The following is a 19,856-nucleotide window of genomic DNA, read 5'->3' on the forward strand; positions in this document are numbered from 1 at the left end:
AAGCGACAAACGTCTTATTTTGCCATTATATGTCCTTTTATGGGCATTTGAAGCATTTTTAGCCAAATTACTCCTGTGCAAGAGCCCGTGATAAATCATCGATTAAATCCTCAATATCCTCCAAGCCTACGGAATACCGCAGAAGACCGTCTGTTATCCCGCGCTGGTGACGCACTTCCTTCGGCATTGCCGCATGCGACATCATGGCCGGATAGGACAGAATGCTCTCAACAGCTCCTAAGGATACAGCTACCAATGGCAACTCGATCTTATCCAACACTTGCTTGGCGCGCTCGCCCGACCCGACATCAAACGACACAACGGCCCCGTAGCCCAGCGATTGGCGCTCATGAATCTCGCGTCCCGGATGGTCGTGCAGCCCCGGATAATAGACCTTGGTGACCGAAGGGTGCTCGGATAGCCACTGAGCCAGTCTCCCAGCGCCGGTTTCCGAATATTCCATTCGGGCTTTAAGCGTCTTCATGCCGCGAATTAACAACCAGCAATCTTGTACGCCTAGTACGGTGCCCATCCCATTTTGCAAAATTTTCAGTCTGCGTCCCAGATTGTCGTCCGCAACCACCGCCAGCCCCGCAAGCACATCGCTGTGCCCCCCGAGGAACTTGGTGGCGCTGTGCAGAACGATGTCGATTCCGTGCTCGATTGGACGTTGATGATATGGGGTCATGAATGTGTTATCCAGCATCGTAAGTAAATCATGAGATTTAGCCCATTCCGCAATCAAACCGATATCCGTAACTTTCAACGTTGGATTCGAAGGTGTCTCGATGTAGACCGCCTTAGTATTTGGTTGAAGAGCGGCCTTCACTTGGTTGAAATCGGTCATATCCACGAACGTGGTCTCAATGTTCATCCGGGACAGGATGCTGGTTAACAACCGATAGGTTCCGCCGTAAACATCTTCTGTCACGATCACATGGTCGCCCGCCGAAAGCAGCATGAAGGTAGTGGAAATCGCCGCCATCCCTGAAGCAAAAGCGAACCCGCGAACGCCGCCTTCCAGCTTGGCGATATAATCCTCCAAAGCCTGACGGGTCGGGTTACCTGAACGGGAGTAGTCGAATTCCGGCGGATTTGCCAATGATTCGTGATGAAAAGTGGAAGCCTGATAAATAGGTACGGAGGAAGCTCCGGTATGTTTATCAATCTCAGATCCGAAATGGATCAGATCCGTAGCAAATTTACGGCTGCGCGCCTTGGAATTATCCTTACTCATATGCGGCTACGCCTCCCTCAATTTCAAGTTTGGAAGAGGCAAGAGCCTGACCGAGATCGGCGATAATATCATCCGCGTGCTCTATGCCCACCGAAAAGCGAAGAAGCCTGTCATCAACGCCTACCTGACGGCGAATTTCCTCGGGAATGGCCGCATGGGTTTGTACCGCGGGATAAGTCATCAGGGATTCGACCCCGCCAAGACTTTCCGCGAAAGCGATCAGCCGGATATGACGCAAGATCGGTTCAACATAACGCGCATCCTTCACTTTAAAAGAAAGAATGCCTGTGTTTCCGGACGACTGCTTTCTTTGGATATCGTAATTCGGGTGATCCGGCAGCGCAGGATAGTATACATCGGAAATGGCTTCATGCGTAAGGAGATATTCCGCTACCTTCGTCGCGTTATATTCATGCCTTTCCATCCGGAGCGCCAGCGTCTTCATTCCTCTCATCAACAACCAGCTGTCTTGCGGTCCAAGTACGGCGCCAATGGAGTTATGCAACAGCGCCATCCGCTCGGACAAAGCTTCTCCTTTGGTCACAATTAGCCCAGCCAGAACGTCATTATGCCCGCCTAGATACTTGGTTGCGCTGTGAATGACAATATCCGCGCCTAACTCAATCGGTCTTTGCAAGAAAGGAGTCAGAAGCGTATTATCCACAATGGTCAAAATGCCGTGCTTCTTCGCCCAAGTCGCGACCTCGGCGATATCCGTAATCATCATAAGGGGATTCGTAGGCGTTTCGATCAGAACGGCTTTGGTGTTTGCCGTACGGCTGGACTCCAGCGCATCAAGGTTATTCGTGTCCACATAAGTGGCCGTAACGCCGAAGCGCAGCATAATATCCTCAAGCAAACGATAAGTGCCTCCGTACAGGTCTAATGAAACTATTAAATGATCCCCTTGGCTGAAATAAGCAAAAATCGTCTGTAACGCCGCCATTCCCGAAGAAGTCGCAAATCCCGCATCCCCCGACTCCAGTTCCGCGATGGCATCTTCCAGAATCGTACGGGTGGGACTCTTGGTCCGGGCATAATCAAATCCCGTACTCTCTCCTAATTTGGGATGACGGAAGGCTGTAGATTGGTAGATTGGGAAGCTGATCGCTCCCGTTACTGGCTCCGATATAGATCCGATTTGGGCCAAACGGCTTTCGATTTGTCTGGAAGTCATGATTGGGTCCTCCTTAGAATTCGTATGGATTAAATGCCTTCGCCTAATTCAAACGGGGTTTCCTGGTACACATAATAGTTGAGCCAATTGGAAAATAACAGATTCGCATGCGCTCTCCATCGTGTAATGGGTTGCCTTGACGGATCGTCATTGGGGTAATAATTTTTGGGGATGGCGATATCCATGCCCTTGGAAACATCGCGGTCATATTCCCATTTCAATGTGCATGGATCATACTCCGAATGTCCCGTAACGAAAATATGCTTGCCGTCCTTCGTGGCAACAAGATATACCCCCGCCTCCTCGGATTCAGAAAGAATTTCCAGCTCATCCACCTTCTCGATATCCTCCCTGCAAATGTCCGTATGGCGGGATTGCGGAACGTAAAACTCTTCATCGAATCCGCGCAACAGCTTAACATTCTGCTTTGATACCTGATGAGGGAACACGCCGAATACTTTATTGTCCAAAGTATACTTGGGGATGCCGAAATGATGGTACAGACCCGCTTGAGAGGCCCAACACACATGCATGGTCGACGTAACGTTGCGCTTGCTCCACTCGAAGATCTGGGTCAGTTCATCCCAGTAGTTCACATCTTCGAAGTCCATCAACTCCACAGGCGCGCCCGTGATAATCATACCGTCGAAGCGATCTTTCTTGATATCATCAAACGTCTTGTAGAATTGCTCCAAATGCAAGGCGGATGTATTTTTGGAGGTATGCGTCTTCGGTTTAAGCAACACACATTCGACCTGCAGCGGGGTATTCCCGATTAAACGCATAAACTGCGTTTCTGTCGTTTCCTTTGTGGGCATCAGATTCAGGATCACTATTTTTAACGGACGAATATCCTGTTGAAAAGCGAATGATTCATCCATCACGAAAATATTTTCTTGACTTAACACTTCTTTAGCGGGTAAAGTATCCGGTATTTTGATCGGCATTAGTGGTAGCACTCCTCATCTGTGTATTTCATGTTTCGCCAAAAAACAACAAAAACCCTTCTCTACATAGAGAAAGGTTCACGAACGCAAAAAAAGGTTCACCTCTCTCATCTCTCAGAAATTTACGTTTCCGCAAGAATTAGCACCGTGCGCTCCGGATCTTGGATCCAAACGTCGGTTGCCGGGTATCATCGGGCCAGTCCCTCCACCTACTCTTGATAAGAGTTAAACGATATGAAATTATAACGCATCTGTCAGAAAATCCTTCTTTAAATGTATACGATAATGAATTTATCGTCAAGCTGATAATTAGACAAGATGAAATCATCTATAGACATTCTATCCACTTTTGCAAAGCCCTTGAAAACGTCACAAGGTCAGGCTTTTCGCCATACTTTAGGGTATATAAGAAGATCGCATTCTCTTCTTGAATCCTCTATGCTTGGAGTATATACTAGACAAGTACTTGAAACCAAAGCAGATGACAAGGGGTGAAAGTTCGTATGGACGGAGACCGACCGAGACCAAGTGTATTCACTGGGCAACAGAAGCATCAAGGAATGATAACTTATTCGTCGGCGATCCCGCGCGAACCGGCTGCTTACTTGACCATCAAGAGCTGCTTGATTTCGTAATGCCTTCGGCTGTTCCGTCCTTGGTGCTTTGAATGCCCTTCGGTTAGGGGTGCTTAAAGAGAGCAAAGGAGTGATGAACATGAAGGTACGTTTGGTTAATAACGGAGTGTTTACTCTGTTGGAAGAATTTACGATGCCGCTTACGCCGCCGGAAAGCGGATTTTATTGGATTGACGCGGATACGGAAGACCTGGAAGAGCTGCAGCCCTTGTTCGGCCTGCATGAGTTAGCCGTTGAGGACTGTTTAACGGAAGAAGAACAACGTCCGAAGATCGAGCTTTACGATCATCAATATTTTATTGTAATTAACAGCATTCGTTATGATGATGAAGAGATTTTCTTGAGAGCCTTGAACATTTTTTTAGGCAGAAATTATATTATTACAGTTACTAAACAGAAAATTAACGAAATCCGGGCGATTAAACCTGTTCTCTGGGAAGAGGAAGTGAACGCGCCGGACCGGTTCTTATATCATCTGGTGGATTTGGTTGTAGATAATTACTTCACGGTTGCCGATCGGATTGAAGCCAAGATCGAGAAGCTGGAAGAAGAAATTCTTCTGCACACGAAGAAATCTCACCTGAACGAAATTATTTCGCTCCGAAGCGAAATTCTGTGGTTGAAGAAAGCGCTGGGACCGCAGAAGGACTTGATCTTTACGTTGAATAAGAAGGAATTGCGGCTTATTAACGACCAGCTCCAGAAATATTTCAGCGACATCTATGAGAATACGATCAAAATTTCCGAGACGTTCGAAACCTTCCGCGACCTCATGGGGAACTTGCGGGAAGCCTATCAGATGTCTCTGGAGAATCGAACGAATGAAGTCATGCGTGTGTTCACCGCAATCACAACGATTTTCATGCCGCTCACGTTTGTGACCGGATTTTACGGAATGAATTTCGATTACATTCCTTTATTACATTCCCCCATGGGGGCCGCTTTGGTTTCAATGGGCATGGCGTTGCTTGGCGGAGGCATGTTCTATTACTTCCGCAAACGGGGTTGGCTGTAAGAAGAAACACGCTGTAGCATAAGCTGCAGCGTGTTTTTTATAGGGGCATAGGATAAATCGAGGTATTATAAAGCGGAGAACTCCGTAACGCTTTCGAAGAGTTTGCTTTGCAAACTAAGTAACGCTTTCGAAGAGAGTTTGCTTCGCAAACTAAGTAACGCTTTCGAAGAGAGTTTGCTTCGCAAACTAAGTAACGCTTTCGAAGAGAGTTTGCTTTGCAAACTTTAAGCCGCCGCAGTCTCCCTCCGAATCCGGATTCGCAACAGCCGCAGCCATTCATAAATACGGTTCACATCCTTATCCTCCAGCTCTTGCGGTGTATAGATATGCTGGAGAACGGGCTTCAGATATCGGTGGCCTTCCTGAGCAAAGGCAAGAACAGCTTGCGTTAACTCTTGTTCAGGAACCGCAGCAAGTTCGTTATTCACAAGTCCATCCACGGGAATGCCTTCTTTGTCCAGCTCTTCAATCAGAGCAATCAGCTCTCGCCGGGGGACGGACAGTTGATCTTCCAACGCATCCAGCGTTTCGCCGCGTTGTATACCTTCCAACAGTTTGCGCTTTTCCACCTTCTTATCGAAGTCATTCTTCAGCTTCAGCTCATGCTGTTTATGAAACCATCCGTTAAACGCTTCGGAATCCACGCCCTCTTCCACCCAGTTCAGCGGGAAATCCCCGTTGCGTTCGTGTTTAACGGTAATCGCAACGATGCCTTCGGCATAAGCTCCCGTCTTCGCGGCTCCGAAACCCGGCAACTGTTGCAACTCCTCCTTGTACCAAGGTACAAAGGCGGCAAGCAGTTTAAGCGCCCGATTCGAAGCGATTAAGTAGGGGGCTTTCCCTTCCTTGCCCGCTTGAACCCTTCTCCATTCGCGCAACTCGTCGTACAGAGCTTCATTCGAATGCTGCTCACTGTAGTAGTACAGAATCTGTGCCATCCGGCTCTTGCCCTGACCGTTCACCGAGGGTACTCCTTGCATCCCACCGTCGATCACAGGGATAAATCCTAAACTCATCTTCTCCGCCAACCGATAACGGAACGCGCTAATCATCTCATCCCAATGCGCTCCTTCATACCACACGTCCTGCTGCAGCGTTCCTGTTGCATCCGGTTCATTCCAATAAATGTTCCAGATCCCCTGATTCTCACAAATCGATACCTGAGCCGTAATCGTGCTGTCCATCCCTGTCTTACGTTCCAAGCTGTTCAAAAAGACCAAATGCATAAGCCACACCTCCGCAATATTGTTGAATAAACACAAAAAAGCACCCCTCCTACGATATCGTAGAAAGAGGTGCTTCCTCTGTGGTTGATTCAATTAATGTTAAATTACCATATATTTGAACAGTTTGCAACAGGTTTCTCCAAAATATTTGAGAAGACTTACACGTAGTTCCTCAATCCTGTATAATGGTTTTCTGGATGCCTACTACGAACGGAGGATGAACAACGGATGTCAGCGGAAGCTTTTGACTTTTTGTCAGATACAACGGAAAGCACGTCTACACGCTTCGTATGCTTTATCGGAGAGGCTAGCCTGCAAAGGTTTGATCTCGCGATTACTTCAACGAACCGATTCTATGGAAAGAAGCTTGTGACGGATCTGCAGTCGGGACGCACAGCTATATTGGGACCTGATGATCTTGATGAAGAAGGGTACCTGGAATTTTTCTTTAAAATCCCGGAGGATGCCGCCGAAGAGTTACGCTCCTTCTTATATTTGGTCGTGGGTGCCGTAAACTTCACAGATTGATTTCATTCCGCAACTCATAATTCATCTCTTGCAGGGCACAATGGGAACACATCCGAAGTGAAGGAGGTGTTCTTTTTTTATGACTGAAATCATGAACGAAGACCGCGAGGAATATACCGATTTATCCACTGTGGAATCTCAACGCAACGACTTGGTGGCTGAAGAGTTTCCGGAAGGCCCCTATGGTTCGTCTATCCTATCGGATAAGCTGGGCAAGAGCGCACCCTACCGTAAAGATCAGCGGCCGCCGAATCGGTTTACGTACGAAAACCGCGAGTTGCATGAGGGAATCTCGCGTGACTATCCCGGCAGTCATCCGACACATGATGAGAGCCGTAACGAAGATCCGGTTGAACGCGGTTAACTCCTTGGCAGACAAAATCCCCGGCCCAACAGGCCGGGGATAATCTTTGTTTATTTAGATTTTCATAACGCCGCCCGTGCTGGCGGAAGTAACAAGCTTGGAATAACGGGCAAGATAACCCGTCTTAATCTTCGGTTCAAACCCTTTCCAGTTCGCTTGACGGCGCTCCATCTCTTCATAGCTGACTTGAAGCTCGATCGTGCGGTTGACCAGATCAAGCTCAATAATATCGCCGTCCTCCACGAACGCGATCGGACCGCCTTCCGCCGCTTCCGGCGAAATGTGCCCGATGGAGATGCCGCGGGATGCCCCGGAGAAACGCCCGTCGGTAATCAAGCCGACTTTAGCGCCTAGGCCCATGCCGACGATCTGCGATGTCGGCGCCAGCATCTCAGGCATACCCGGTCCGCCCTTCGGCCCTTCGTAACGGATGACCACCACGTGGCCTTCCTTGACCTTGCCGTTCGCGATCCCGGACAACGCGTCGTCTTGCGAGTCGAAGCAGATGGCCGGTCCGACATGTCGTCCGCCCACTTCCTTATCGACCGCGCCGACTTTAATGATTGAACCGTTCGGCGCCAGGTTGCCGAACAGAACGGCGAGCCCGCCCTCGGGGCTGTGCGGATTGTCAATCGGACGAATCACGTCCGTATTCTGAATCTCGCAGCCCTCCACGTTCTCGCGAAGCGTCTTGCCGGTGACCGTGATGCGGTCCCCGTCCATGGCCCCCGGCTTCTTCAGAATTTCATTGATGATGGCGCTCACGCCGCCGGCGTGGTGGACATCCTCAATGTGATAATCCGAAGCCGGAGCAATCTTGGCCAAATGCGGAACTCGTTTGGCCACTTCATTGATCCGCTCAATCGGGTACTCGAAGCCCGCTTCATGCGCCAAAGCCAGTGTATGAAGCACGGTGTTCGTCGAACCGCCCATCGCCATATCAAGCGCGAATGCGTTGTCGATCGTTTCAATGGTGACGATATCTCTAGGTTTCAGATCCAGTTTAATGATTTCCATGAGCTGCTTGGCCGAACGGCGAACAAATTCCTTGCGTTCTTCCCAAACAGCCAAGATTGTGCCGTTCCCCGGAAGCGCCAAACCTAAACCTTCCGCCAGACAGTTCATGGAGTTGGCCGTGAACATACCTGAACAGGATCCGCAAGTCGGACAGCCGTACTGCTCTAACTCTTCCAGGTCCGCTTCGTTAATCTTACCTGCCTGGTATGCGCCGACCCCTTCGAATACGGAAGACAAGGAAATCGACTTTCCGTTCTTGTCTTTACCGGCTTTCATCGGTCCGCCGCTGACGAACACGGTCGGGATGTTGACGCGAAGCGCGCCCATCATCATGCCCGGTGTAATCTTGTCACAGTTTGGAATACAAACCATGCCGTCAAACCAGTGCGCGTTAACAACCGTCTCCAGGGAATCGGCAATAATCTCGCGGCTCGGAAGGGAATAACGCATGCCGATATGCCCCATGGCAATGCCGTCATCGACTCCGATCGTGTTGAATTCGAACGGAACGCCGCCCGCTTCGCGAATCGCCTCTTTTACAATTTTGCCAAACTCCTGAAGATGTACATGTCCCGGAACAATATCAATATAAGAGTTGCAAACCGCAATAAACGGTTTCCCGAAATCTTCTTCCTTCACGCCTGCGGCACGCAGCAAGCTGCGGTGAGGCGCGCGGTCGAAGCCTTTTTTGATCATATCACTACGCATTTTGTGGGGTTTAGCCATGTGAAAGGTCCTCCTAGGATCGATTAGAGTTGATAGTTTACAAATGATGTCATAGACAGACAAAATAATAGTTTTATTTTAACACTTTAAAGGACTGTTGCCCATGCCAAATCGTCTGAAATTAACAACAATTTTGAATCGACGCGCAAAAGGATATCTATAGGCCTGTACCTTCTACTTAAGTTAACTCTTGGTCAAGCGTATTTTATCCCGGTAATCCTGAGGTGTCATATCATAATGTTTCTTGAACACCCGCGTAAAGTAATTCGCGTTTACATAGCCTACGTCACACCCGACCTCATAACTCCGCTTGTCCGTTTCCGTAAGCAAATACGCGGCATGTTCCATGCGTAAGCGCAAGAGAAAGTCGCTGATACCTTCCCCCGTCTCTTGCTTGTAAACTTTAGACAAATGAGTCGGGTGCATAAAAACATGATCCGCGATGCTGTGCAAAGTGATGTCATTGGCCATATTCTTTACCATATAATCTTGCATTTTCTGAATGAGGTCCTGGCGTCCCGTTCTTGTGTCGTCACCGAACTCCTGTCGCAACCGCTCCACGACCTGACCGGTCCAATCCTTGAGATCTGATAATCCCCGCAAAGGAACGCCGTCCAGCATCCGGTGATACAAAGGTCCAAGCGTCTCCGTCACGGATTTGCCCTGTTTGTGAAGGCTGGAACATACGGCGGCGGCAAATTGAAAATATATTTCGGATACTTGCTCTCCGGACTCCGCGCTCCCCGATTCCTGCAGCTCGGTATACACTTCCTTCAGCTTGTGGGTAACGCCTTCCCAGCGGCCGACTTCAAACAAATGATTTAAGAGCGGCGGCTCGTGAAGTTTGCTTAAAGAAACAGTCGCCCCTGCGAAAGGTTCACTGGCCTGGACAAGGAAGCGTTCGGAATCTCCGCTTTGTTTACGCAATGAGGATAAGGCTTGCTCATACTGACCGCGTATACCGGAGGGAAACGGACCCGGCTCGCCCAGAAACAGCGTGACATTCATTCGCAGGTATTGTTTGACATTATGATAGTATTGTGTGGCAAAACGCTCAATCCCGGTTCCTTGATCCGTCGACTCGTTCTGTCCTATAGGTTTAATTAAAAGTATGAGATGTTGATGATGATCTTTGCAGCTCCATAGTTCATAGAGATCTTTACAACCTTCTTCGGCTATGTTTAACAACGCGTACTCCAATAAGGCTTTGCTGTTCGTTCCCTCTGTACCCGGGGAGTATTCCGGTCTGAGCAATATTAGTTGACACGTCTCGCCTAGACGAAAAGAAAGATTAAACCAATCCAGTTTCTCTTCCAAATCCTGCACCGGAAATTTCATGCCGTTCATAATATCGTTGAGTAGATTCGCCTTCAATTCAGGCAAATGTCCTCGCAAGGTTTGCATCGCTTTATGAAACGAAGACACCTCTTCCCATTCTTGGCGAAGCTGCTCTAACACCCCCCTGACGGTTTTTTCCAACAGGTCTTTGCGGACAGGCTTTAGCATATAATCAACGGCTTGTTCACGAATCGCTTCCTGGGCGTAATCAAAATCAGAATAACCTGTAAGCAATATCACTTTCGTTTTCTTCCACTTCCGGCGGATGATTCTAAGCAACGTTAGTCCGTCTATATCCGGCATACGAATATCAGTAATGACAATATCAATCGTATGTTCCTGCATAAGCTCCAGCGCTCGTTCCGCGGAATAAGCTTTAAATACGGTGTCAATTCCCATAGACGGCCAATCCAGGGATTCAGCCAATCCGTTGGCGATGAGCACTTCATCGTCGACAATCAACAGTTGTGTCAATTTGCTTCAAGCTCCTTCCTGTTGTAAATTTCTATACCGGCCCGGAAACCGCCGCCAGGCAAGGCTTGAAACCGAAGGCCGGATTGTGGGCCGTATCCGATATGAAGACGTTGATGGACGTTGCGTAAACCGTAACTGTCCGCGGAGAGGAAGTCGTCCGTCTCCACTTGTTCCGTTAACTGGCGAACCGCTTGTTCCGTCATCCCGGGTCCGTTATCTTCTACCCATATTTCCCAGCCCTGCTCTGTGACGGCGCCTCTGATTCTAATCGTATCCGCTGAGAAATAGGGCTCAATTCCGTGAATAACAGCGTTTTCTACTAAAGGTTGTAGCAGTAATCTTGGAAAGCCAAGACCATACATCTCATCAGGGATTTCCATCGTATATGTCAGTCTGGGTATTCGAATCTGTTGAATTTCCAGATAACTTTCCACCAGTTTAAGCTCTTCCTCAAGCAACACATTCGGCTTGTCCACTCGTGTGGAATAACGGTAATAGTCACATAGATTATGGGACATCGCTGTAATCCCCTCATTGTAACCGAGATCCGACATGTGAACGATATGCGCAAAGCAATTATATAAGAAATGAGGATTAATCTGAGATTGTAACTGCTTTAAGGTCGCGTCCCGCACTCTGATTTTCTCTTCATATACATTCTCGATCAATTTCTGGATCTGTTCGGCCATCTGGTTAAAGCGGACAAACAACTGGTCGAATTCCGAAGTTGTAATCCCTGTAATACGCGCGCTGTAATTTCCCTGCTTGATACTTTGCACACCCGTATTTAATTTACGCAGCGGAACCTGAACATGACGGTACAATAAGAAAGCTGCAATACAAGCAGTAATCAGCAACATAATGCATGTGATATAGAAGATGTACGTATTCTTGAAAATGGGTGACAGAATGTTTTGCAGGGGAACATAATCAACGATATAACCGTTAAGCTGCGGCATGCTGACGTAAGTTAAGAGCACTTCTTCTCCACTCTGGAGTTTAAAGGTCGCCGAACCTCTTTCCCCCAGAGAAATATCTCCAAGCTGATTCGTGATCATCTCTAAATTAGCGGGTTTCGCGGTTCGATTACCTATAATTCGATCCGGCTCGGGCATCCAGAGGAAGGGGTTTCCGGAACTGCCGAGTTTATACGTATCGAGCATATCCTGAATGTTCATAGCCGAGAATTGGGATTCAATAACCATGTTAACTTTGTTGATATCTCCGGCGGCTTTTTTCGGTTCGGACATAAATTTGGTGAATTTCCAAGTACTTGGACTGTCGGGCTCGCCTGAGAATAACCATGTTTTCCGGTTCAATAAATTCAATCGCTTAGGATTGTAAATCTCATATGCATCGCTGGAAACCGCTTCTTTCCTCATAGGCGCATGAATGGCCGTTCGATTGTTCCACGGGCTCGTTAAACTTAAATGCAGTAGCCTTTTCTCCAGCGACTTACGGGTTACCGTGGCTTCAAACGGATCTTCATCAAACCGGATCACATACCTGAGAATATCCACATCGGAAACCAAAGTCAGCATATTGGTGTTCAACTGGTAGATTTGGGCATCCATTTGGCTTTGGAAGAAGGACAATTTATGAAGCGACGAAGATTTAATTTCACGCTCGATAACGGAAACGTTTTCTTTATTGGAGTAAGCAAATAACACAACAATAGGAATTAACATCCCGACCATCGTAAGCAATATTTTGCGAAAAATATCCATCTGTTTCATTAAGAATCCCCCAAAGTTATTGAGTCTGGTTTATGCGCCAAAAATACAACAATCGAAGAGACAGCACCTTCTCAGGAAGGTCCGCCTCTCCGATTCGAATTACTCTACCAGTTTAACTGTTAATCTCTTTATGCTCAATCCATTCCCATATATTCGTTACCTTGTCCGGGAACATCTCCCCCGCAGTGGATGTGTAGTACAACCGGCAGGAATGCGGCGGCAATGGTACGGCAAGTTCCTTCACGCTCTCTTCGCTGCGCTCATTATTGTTCCAGCACCACCAGGAAGCCTTATCGGAGCCCAGCAATTCCTTCAGGTCATACAGCTCGGTTACAGCCTCATCGCCTGCGTTGAAGAAGTACAGCATACCTCTTCCCGTCACTTGATCCTCATGCGTAAACACAATATGCTTTCTCGGACGGTCCAAATACGGCGTCGAAGGAGTCCGCTTGGACATCGGACGGACGAAAGCGAACAGATCCCGGCGTTCCTGCGCAATCCGATGGAGCGCGTCTGAACCTACAATCGCGCCTCCGGATACCGCCTGAAACAGTGCGAGTGCCTCAATCTCATTCGGTTTCAGATTCATGTAGTATTCACGAAGCATCATGACATCCGGGTCATTCTGCCATAAGACGTGGTTCATATGATTGGAAGCCGGCACTTCGCGGATCAGGTTGCCTGTTCCGACAGGGTTCCAAGTTGCTCCGACGTCGTAAGCGGTACGCATACCGTCCGCAAGTCCGACAAAAGGCATGAATGGCGCGATACAAGCAAGCCAATAGCTCTCTTCGCCGATTTCTTCCCGGATGATATGCAGCATGTCCGTGACGTATTCAATCGAAGTTTTACCCGGCGTATGCCGTTTCACCTTTGTGCTGTCCTCCACGCCCCAGAAGATGAAATCGGTCTTGTACATCTCGGCGCCCCAGGCCTTCATCGTGCGGAACACCGTGCGCACATAGTCCATCGCTTCCGGGTGACTCGTGTCGAGCACATAATACTCTTCGTCCGGCTTGCCCATCATCTTCCACTCGTCGTAATATCTCCAAGGCGTCAACAGCTTGCCGTCATTGAAGCGCAACAGCCAGTCCGGATGTTCCTTGAAGATTCGGCTGCGATTTCCCACCATGTACGGTCCTACCCAAATTGCGGGTTTAAACCCGTTCTCCTTGATGGTCCGGAAAGCGCCTTCCAGGCCCAGCGGCCATTCCGCATTCGGCTCGAGCCAATCGCCGGAAGATTCACAGTACCCCGCGTCAATCTGTATGAATTCAAGCGGAATTTCAAGCTCTTTAAACGCAGGCATGAACTCTTCCAGATGGGTTTGCGAAAAATTATGATATTCCGCATACCAAGAGCACCAATGGTACGCAGGCTCGCGATGCGTTCTCGCGCCCATCGTTTCAGCGATACGCGCTGTCGCTTCTTCCAATCCCGCTTCCAGCGTGGAGCTGAAAGTAAGGTAGAGGGTTGGCAATTCAATGCGGTCTTCTTGTTTATGTTCCACACGGAATCCCGCAGAGAGTAACAATCCTGCGTCTTCCCGGTTGGAGGCAACGATATCATATCGATTGAGATACGCATCATGACGATCCGAGGAGATCATCACATAGCCGTTTCCATACTGCGCGCCGAACATGCCGAAGCTGTGAAACGGCTCTTTCAATTCCTTAATCTGCTGCGGATTCAGGTAACCCGACGGTCCGCCGAAACCGAAGCCCAGACGGTACGCACCCGTAGTTTCCAACATGTCGATGTCGAATAGAGGGTGGAACCAATGACATTTCCCGCTTAAGCCTTCCAATGTGGTATTAAGCTTCCATCCGCCTTGACCGTCAGGCTCTGCCTTAAGCGTAACTTTGCCTTGTTCGAGTTGATATACAACCTGTCCGCCGCCGTCCGCCGCCGATTGTACTTCCAGGGACAGGGGATGCAGATGCTTTTCGTTCAAGCCCGGATAAGCGCTCCAAGTGATGTTTTCATGTGTAAGCTGCATTGTGCCGTTTGATGATATCGTTATATTCATAGGTATAACTCTCCTGTTTCTCTTATTCTTTAACAGATCCCAACGTCATGCCTTTAACAAAATATTTCTGCAAGAACGGATACGCGACCAGAACCGGCAGCGCCCCGAGGAAGATTTGTGTCGCCTTCAAGCCCCGCTCCGATAAATCTTTAATATCTTGCGGGTTCAGCTGAACGCGGGTGAAATCCATATTTTTGACCAGTGCCTGAATCATCGTAGCCAGCGGTTGTTTATCCGCCTCCATATAGATCATCCCGTCAAACCAAGAGTTCCAGTGACCTACAATCGTAAACAGAGAAAGCGTGGCAATCGAAGGCATGGATATCGGCAGGTAAATCTGGAACAGGGTACGGAAATGGGTCGCCCCGTCAATTTGCGCAGCTTCATCCAACTCCTTGGGAATGCCGCGGAAGAAATTCATCATTAACACGACATTAAAGACGGCAACCGCACCAGGCAAAATTAATGACCAGATCGTGTTCTTGATGCCCGTTTCCACGACTACGATATAAGTCGGAATCAGTCCGCCGTTAAACAGGATTGTGATGATGAAAAACCAGGCGTAGAATGTTCTGCCGCGGAAGTACAGATCATCTTTGGACATGGAGTAAGCCGCAGTAAAGCATAGCAACATAGAAATGAAAGTGCCGAGCACTGTCCGGATTATACTTACCGTAAAGGCATCCAGGAAATTGGGAGAGTTGAATGTCTTCGCATAGTTATCCAGATTGAACCCGATCGGCCAGAAGTTTACCAGATTGGCGGTTACCGGCGCGCTGTCGCTGATCGATACTGCCAGAACATGCACGATGGGCAAGATACACGCGATGCTGATTAAGGAAAGAAACAAGATGTTTAGAAAGTTAAACAGACGATATGAGGGTGATTTATAATACATGATGATCCTCCTTCCTTAGAAAATCCGATAGTTTGCGAATTTCACAGCCATGCGATAAGTGACGGCGATCAAGATGAACGAAATCACCGATTTAAACAATCCTACCGCCGTTGCGAGTGAGAATGAAGCTTGTGTTAATCCTAATTGATACACATAAGTGTCGATAATTTCGGCTTTATCCTTCACAATCGGATTCATCATATTGAACACCTGGTCAAAGCCCGCGTTCAGCACATTGCCGAGAGATAAAGTCGCTATAATAACACCGACCGGAATGATCGACGGTATAGTCACATTAATCGTTTGCTTCCACCGGTTCGCGCCGTCAATTTCAGCTGCTTCATACAAGGAGGGATTCACACCCGCCAATGCTGCTAAATAGATGATGGTGCCGAAACCGAACTCTTTCCACAGGTCGCTGACAACCAACGTTACCCGGAACCAATCTCCGTCTCCCAGAAAGAATACGGGTGTAAAGCCCAGGCCGGCAATAAATTGGTTAATCAGTCCCTTTTCAGAGAGCATATCTGTCAGAATTCCGCCCAGAATAACCCAGGAAAGGAAGTGGGGAAGGTAGACAAGGGTTTGGATTGTTCGCTTAAAGAAAGCGATTCGTACTTCATTTAGCAATAATGCGAACAGCAAGGGTACAATCCAGCCCATCACCATTTTAGATAAAGCGATGATTAACGTATTGGCGATAATCTGAACAACACGCTCATCCTGGAACATGAATATGAAATGCTTCATCCCTACCCAGTCGGAGCCTGTAATTCCTTTGTAAGGCTTATAATCCTGAAAGGCGATGACAATGCCCATCATCGGCACATAACTATAGATCAGAAGTAACAGTACGGACGGCAGTAGAAACACATGCAGCGGCCATGTCTTTCTGAGGTTCCATCTCTCTGAGAACGTTGTTTTCTTGCGGGTCATCTCCATCGTCTAACACCTCTTTCTCTCTATAAAGCCTCGACTGATTTATACATGTTGAATGCGGACCGCGAGCGGTCCGCATTCTTACGGCTGCTTACGTTGCAAGCCAGTTGTTATTTAACCTCTTCATACCATGCGTTAACTTCCTCAGTGATGGCATCTCCGCCCTTAGCTTTCCAATCCTTAACGAATTGATCGAAGGCCTCAGGTTTGGCTTTACCGTATACAATTTTGATGAATGTTTCGGTTTCAAGCGTATTCAGGAGGGTCCACTTCTCCGAATAGGTCTTGGTCGGCGCGCCGATATAGAGGTTGCGGTGCGCTTTATCCAGTTGCTTCAAGGCGGTCGCGTTGCCTTCCAGCGAGAGCGGTTGAGAAGAGAACGCTACTTTCTGCTCATAGACCGTATCTTTCTTGCCTGCAAGTACACGTTCATAAATGCTCGGTCCTTCTACCATACCCGGCGGTTTATTTCCAGGAGCGACCAGCAAGTAACGTAATTCCACATTGCCTTCCGGCACATCCCAGCTTGGTTTGCCGTCTTTCATAACATAGTCGTAGCCTTCGCCGAAGCCTGCTGCGAACGGATTCTTCTCGTCTTCAAGCAAGTAACCCAATCCCGCATCCCAGATTTGGAAAATCGCTTCCATATTATCGAAGCCTTTGCGGAACACATACATGTTATATGCCAACTTGGTGCCGGTACGCCCGACATTGCCGTCAATACCTGATGGAAGCTCGTAAGCTTTCACTTCAGATCCTTTCACGTTCTTCAACGTGTCGCTGATCGGCCATCCGCCCATCCAGCCCGGTCCGAACACGATACCCGCGTCGCCTGCCGTGAAGATGGAAGTGGCTTTCTGCTCATCATGCGTACCAAACTCTTTGGAGATATAACCTTTGTTAAACCAGTCATTCAATTTGACTAATGCATCCTTAGCTGTTGGCTGTACGGAACCGTATTGCAATTTGCCGTTAGCGTCCTTGTCCCAAATATAAGGCTGGGTACTGCCAAACAGGAATTGCACGTCGCCCATCCATCCGGACAACGGGGATTGCGTATTCTTACCTGTTACCGCTAGTGGCGTCTTGTCCGGATACTTCTTCTTGAATGCCGCCAGAACCGCTTCAAATTCCTCCAGGTTCGTCGGCGCTTTCATGTTAACCGCCTTCAGCCAATCTTCGCGAATCCACATAATCGGGTCACCGACAAAGCCGTCGGAGATTTGGGGAAGCGCCCATTTCTTGCCGTCTTTCGTTACCGCTTGCCATACATCTTTATTCTTCTCGTAAGCTTCCTTCGTTCTTGGGGAAGCGTATTTCTCGAATGCTTCATCAATCGACATGATGGAGCCGGACTCAATGAGTTCATTCAGCAAAACAGCGTCGCCGACCGCGAGCACATCCGGCAATTCCTCGCCGCTAGCGAGGGCCAGTCGAATTTTCTGGTTTAACGCGTCGTTCTGATCCGTCAGCAGCCATTTCCATTTCGTCTTGATGCCGTTCGTCTCTTCGAAGTAACGTGTAATCGGATTATTCTCTGGCGTATCTCCGCCCCGCAGCTTATCGCTGTCGCGAATGGCAATCGCGGATGTCACGGTTACCGGCGGATCGAATTTCTTGACGGCCCATTCGCCGGCAGGTTGTTCTGTACCTGTGTTACCGTTTGTGTTTGTATTGGTGCCTTCTGTTGCTTCGTTTCCGTTGTTGCCTGTGTTACCGTTGTTACCGGCACATGCGGCTAACAAACTCAAGATCATGGTGAACAATAAAACCAAAGCTATCTTTCTACTTGCTTGTTTCATGTACATCCCCCTCGTCTAAGATCATGAATGATAAGTTCTTGTTGTCGCTCCTTTATTATAGAGGGCGGCTTAGGTCGTACTCTATGCTAAACAATTGCGTCTATAGCACAATATTATGTGATGCTGCGGCACGATGTCGAACGCGCAAGCCTGATTACGCCAAGAAATAGCACTATATTAGGTTTATATAAATCTGTTAGTCTCTTATATTAATTGGACTGTGAAAGAACGTCCCTATTGTTATAATCAACAATCATATTAAATTATACAGGGAGTGGCGAATAATGGGCGCAAGCATGCCAGGATTAATAACGAACAACGAGGAGGTCAACAAAGCCTTCAGAATCGCGCTTGGCGACATGACGGGGAATATCGTCCCTTATGAGGAAGGGCTGCTTGAGCAAGCGGAAATGTGCTTGATGGCAGGATTGGACTATAATACCCCTTGGACAAGAGACACGGCGATCAACACGTGGAACGGAGCGGGACTTCTGGTCCCGGAAGTTACAAAGCATACGCTTCTTTCCTTATTAGAGCGCAAGGAAGGCGGACTTCTGGTTATCGGCGGACAATATTGGGATAAAATCAGTTGGGTTAACGGCGCATGGTTTCAATATCTATACACGGGAGACACCGCTTTCCTGCGCATAGCTTATGAAGCTTCTGTAAATACGATACAACAGCTTGAACACGAAGAATTTTCAGAGAATCTGGGATTATTCCGAGGCGCAGCATGCTATGGAGACGGCGTTGCGGCTTATCCCGATGTGTATGCCCGCACCGCGGACGGTTCCAGCTCGATCCTGAAATGGACGGAGCATAATGTGGAGCACGCAGCCGTTAAAGGACATGGGTTGCCAATGCACGCGCTGTCAACCAATGCCCTTTACTATAAGGCATATACCATTTTACAGCAGATGGAGAGAGCGCTTGAACCGGGGCACGAAGGCATGTCTTGGTACATCAAGGCGGATGCGCTTAAAACCGCAATCAATCAGCGTTTCTGGAATGATGTAAAGGGAAGCTATAACTACCTCGTTGATCCGTTTGGCGGGTCGGATGCTCAAGAAGGCATGGGTATTGCCTTCGCGGTTCTGTTCGGCATCGCGGATGAGTCGCAGATCGCATCGTTGGCCTCATCTATGTACACCGCGCCTGCCGGTTTGCCGTGTCTGTGGCCGAACTTTGAGCGTTATGAAAGTGCGGACGGGATGTCATTTGGCCGGCATAGCGGTACGGTGTGGCCACACATTCAAGCGTTCTGGGGAGAGGCGATGCTGCGCAACGGATACCGTGAGCAATTTGCACACGAGTTCGGAAGAATGACCCAATATGCGGTGCGGGACGGACACTTTGCGGAGATCTATCATCCGATTAACGGCTCATTGTACGGCGGTCTGCAGGAAGAAGAAGAATCATTGTACGGTATGCCGTACTTTACAGTATCCCCGGACGGCATGCATATCTGGAAGTCCTGCCACCGACAAACGTGGTGCGCTACTGGTTACATTCGTATGATCTTACAGGGGATGATCGGCATGGAATTCCGAAATGACGGCATCGCCTTTGCGCCTCATTTGCCTGCCAACATGAATACGCTGAAGTTAAGCAACCTTGCATACAGAGATGCCTTGCTGCATGTAAACCTGCAAGGGGAAGGCCGCCGAATTGTTTCATTTAAAGTAAACGGCGAGAAGCGGGAGCCTTTTATATCCGCTGAACATCAGGGGAATATAACGGTAGAAATCATATTATCCACATAAAAAAA

Annotated in this window: 15 protein-coding genes and 1 riboswitch; of the genes, 4 read left to right on the forward strand and 11 right to left on the reverse strand. The window is 48.5% G+C overall.

The features are described from left to right. Nucleotides 1–67: 67 nt before the first annotated feature. From SY83_RS22345 to metA, 3 genes are read right to left on the reverse strand one after another with little or no spacing between them, the layout of a single operon-like run. On the reverse strand, nt 68–1,237 hold the full coding sequence (locus SY83_RS22345; protein ID WP_068610613.1) for a trans-sulfuration enzyme family protein: 1,170 nt from the start codon (nt 1,235–1,237) through the stop codon (nt 68–70). Beyond that, nucleotides 1,230–2,414 carry a PLP-dependent transferase gene (locus SY83_RS22350; RefSeq protein ID WP_157279908.1) on the reverse strand — a complete coding sequence of 395 codons (1,185 nt, stop codon included), beginning with the start codon at nt 2,412–2,414 and terminating at the stop codon, nt 1,230–1,232. Before SY83_RS22350 ends, SY83_RS22345 begins: the two co-directional genes overlap by 8 nt. A 29-nt stretch (nt 2,415–2,443) precedes the next feature. Next, complete coding sequence (metA, locus tag SY83_RS22355) at nt 2,444–3,361, reverse strand: homoserine O-acetyltransferase MetA (RefSeq protein ID WP_068610618.1); 918 nt, start codon at nt 3,359–3,361, stop codon at nt 2,444–2,446. A 104-nt stretch (nt 3,362–3,465) separates the two neighbouring features. Beyond that, nucleotides 3,466–3,586: riboswitch (SAM riboswitch) on the reverse strand. A gap of 489 nt (nt 3,587–4,075) precedes the next feature. Here metA and corA point away from each other — a divergent pair. Beyond that, nucleotides 4,076–5,011 (forward strand): magnesium/cobalt transporter CorA, encoded by a 936-nt coding sequence (gene corA / locus SY83_RS22360; protein ID WP_068610620.1) that lies wholly within the window; start codon nt 4,076–4,078, stop codon nt 5,009–5,011. A 224-nt stretch (nt 5,012–5,235) separates the two neighbouring features. Here the strand turns inward: corA and SY83_RS22365 are convergent, their stop codons facing one another. After that, nucleotides 5,236–6,237, reverse strand: coding sequence for an HRDC domain-containing protein (locus SY83_RS22365; protein WP_068611300.1), 1,002 nt, complete (start codon nt 6,235–6,237; stop codon nt 5,236–5,238). A 228-nt stretch (nt 6,238–6,465) separates the two neighbouring features. Between SY83_RS22365 and SY83_RS22370 the strand changes: the two genes are divergently transcribed. Both SY83_RS22370 and SY83_RS22375 read left to right on the forward strand, forming a co-directional pair. Next, nucleotides 6,466–6,765, forward strand: a complete 300-nt coding sequence (locus SY83_RS22370) for a DUF3055 domain-containing protein (RefSeq protein ID WP_068610622.1) — start codon at nt 6,466–6,468, stop codon at nt 6,763–6,765. 79 nt (nt 6,766–6,844) lie between these two features. Beyond that, nucleotides 6,845–7,129, forward strand: a complete 285-nt coding sequence (locus tag SY83_RS22375) for a hypothetical protein (protein WP_068610624.1) — start codon at nt 6,845–6,847, stop codon at nt 7,127–7,129. Between the two features lie 54 nt (nt 7,130–7,183). Here SY83_RS22375 and ilvD read toward each other — a convergent pair whose 3' ends face one another. The 7 genes from ilvD to SY83_RS22410 all read right to left on the reverse strand — a co-directional run bounded on the left by ilvD (nt 7,184) and on the right by SY83_RS22410 (nt 18,088). After that, nucleotides 7,184–8,872 (reverse strand): dihydroxy-acid dehydratase, encoded by a 1,689-nt coding sequence (gene ilvD / locus SY83_RS22380; protein ID WP_068610626.1) that lies wholly within the window; start codon nt 8,870–8,872, stop codon nt 7,184–7,186. A 183-nt stretch (nt 8,873–9,055) separates the two neighbouring features. Then, the gene (locus SY83_RS22385; protein ID WP_068610628.1) at nt 9,056–10,684 is read right to left on the reverse strand and encodes a response regulator transcription factor; all 1,629 of its coding nucleotides are present in this window, start codon (nt 10,682–10,684) and stop codon (nt 9,056–9,058) included. Next, complete coding sequence (locus tag SY83_RS22390) at nt 10,681–12,420, reverse strand: sensor histidine kinase (protein WP_068610630.1); 1,740 nt, start codon at nt 12,418–12,420, stop codon at nt 10,681–10,683. The genes SY83_RS22385 and SY83_RS22390 overlap by 4 nt, the downstream gene beginning before the upstream one ends. A 112-nt stretch (nt 12,421–12,532) precedes the next feature. Then, nucleotides 12,533–14,449 carry a glycoside hydrolase family 36 protein gene (locus SY83_RS22395; RefSeq protein WP_068610632.1) on the reverse strand — a complete coding sequence of 639 codons (1,917 nt, stop codon included), beginning with the start codon at nt 14,447–14,449 and terminating at the stop codon, nt 12,533–12,535. A 22-nt stretch (nt 14,450–14,471) separates the two neighbouring features. Continuing rightward, complete coding sequence (locus SY83_RS22400; protein WP_068610634.1) at nt 14,472–15,347, reverse strand: carbohydrate ABC transporter permease; 876 nt, start codon at nt 15,345–15,347, stop codon at nt 14,472–14,474. A 15-nt stretch (nt 15,348–15,362) separates the two neighbouring features. Beyond that, complete coding sequence (locus SY83_RS22405) at nt 15,363–16,289, reverse strand: ABC transporter permease (protein ID WP_157279909.1); 927 nt, start codon at nt 16,287–16,289, stop codon at nt 15,363–15,365. 107 nt (nt 16,290–16,396) lie between these two features. Continuing rightward, on the reverse strand, nt 16,397–18,088 hold the full coding sequence (locus SY83_RS22410; RefSeq protein WP_068610636.1) for a type 2 periplasmic-binding domain-containing protein: 1,692 nt from the start codon (nt 18,086–18,088) through the stop codon (nt 16,397–16,399). Nucleotides 18,089–18,372: 284 nt separating this feature from the next. Here SY83_RS22410 and SY83_RS22415 point away from each other — a divergent pair, with 284 nt between their 5' ends. After that, on the forward strand, nt 18,373–19,851 hold the full coding sequence (locus SY83_RS22415; protein WP_068610638.1) for an MGH1-like glycoside hydrolase domain-containing protein: 1,479 nt from the start codon (nt 18,373–18,375) through the stop codon (nt 19,849–19,851). The last annotated feature ends 5 nt before the right edge of the window (nt 19,852–19,856 follow it).

It is taken from the genome of Paenibacillus swuensis, assembly GCF_001644605.1.
Taxonomy (GTDB): Bacteria; Bacillota; Bacilli; order Paenibacillales; family DY6; genus Paenibacillus_N; species Paenibacillus_N swuensis.